The organism is Leyella stercorea (genome assembly GCF_021531355.1).
In the GTDB taxonomy this organism is placed as follows: domain Bacteria; phylum Bacteroidota; class Bacteroidia; order Bacteroidales; family Bacteroidaceae; genus Prevotella.
Genome location: NZ_JADYTS010000168.1, coordinates 1 through 1,127, shown reverse-complemented (window position 1 = coordinate 1,127; position 1,127 = coordinate 1). Strand labels below are relative to the sequence as shown.

General features: G+C 47.6%; 2 protein-coding genes. Both read left to right on the top strand.

What is annotated here, in order from left to right; genetic code table 11:
- On the top strand, positions 1-182 hold a 182-nt coding region (gene tnpB, locus I6E38_RS14860; protein ID WP_235394710.1), incomplete at its 5' end, for an IS66 family insertion sequence element accessory protein TnpB.
- Positions 183-256: 74 nt separating this feature from the next.
- Positions 257-1,127 (top strand): IS66 family transposase (locus I6E38_RS14855; RefSeq protein ID WP_235394709.1); only part of this gene is annotated, 871 nt, incomplete at its 3' end.

The window sequence follows — 1,127 nt, the reverse complement described above, 5'->3', positions numbered from 1 at the left end:
TCACACTGTATCAGAAGCGGCTTGAAAGAGGTACCTTCGAGATACCCTATTTCAATACCGGCAAGAAGGCTTGCGTAATGCCCTACAAGACCCTATCCGCTATAATGAGCGGAATATCGTTGAGGTCGGTAAGATATCGCAAGAGGTTGAATATTGACAGTTGTACGTTTGTAAACGCTTGATAATCAGCAATATCTTTATTAAAATATATGATATATTGTTTGGTAGTCTCGTCTTTTTTTCGTACCTTTGAAGTATGAATAAAGACGAGATTATTGCATTGTTGCAGCAACAGAACTCATTTTTGCAGGAACAGATTTGCTCCCTGCAAAACCAACTTGCGGCATCCAACCGTAAGGCGGACGTCCTTCTGGAAGAGGTCACGTCTTTAAGAAACCTGCTCGAACACAAGTCAGAGGAGGAGGCCAAGCAGAAGCGCATAATCAAGGGACTCGCCAAGATAACACAGAACAAATCGGAGAAACAAACCCCGACACCTGCGTCCCAGGACACAACGACAGACCAGCCTTCGGAGAAGAAGGAACGTGCCCGTACCAACAACGGTGTAAAGCGCAAGCAGCATCTGGAGGTGGAAGTCGTCGAGGAGGATGTCGAACCGGAAGATCCGCGCTTCAACAAGGATCTGGCACGACTGTACAAGACCAGAGACGTGATACGCTACGAACTCATCCCCATGCGCTTCATCAAGAAGATATACCATGTGCGTACGTATACGCAGAACGACGAGTTCTTTTCAGGCAAGGCCCCTGACGCGCCTTTTCTCAATTCACAGTATGACGGCTCGTTCATCGCAGGTCTGGCACAGCTGAGATACATATACGCAATGCCGGTGGAGAGAATTGTGAAACTCTTCAACGACAACGGCTTCGACATGGACAAGGGGACGGCACACGGTCTGCTCCGCAAGACAGAGAATCTATTCGAGAATCTCTACAAGGCACTCGGCAGCGTCATCAAGGAGGATACATACATCGCTGGCGACGAGACATACCACAAGGTGCTTGTCAAAGACAAGAACAAGGACGGCAAAGGAATAAAGAAAGCCTATATATGGGTGGTGACTGCAGTAAACACCGGTCTTGTATACTACTTCTATCATGACGGCT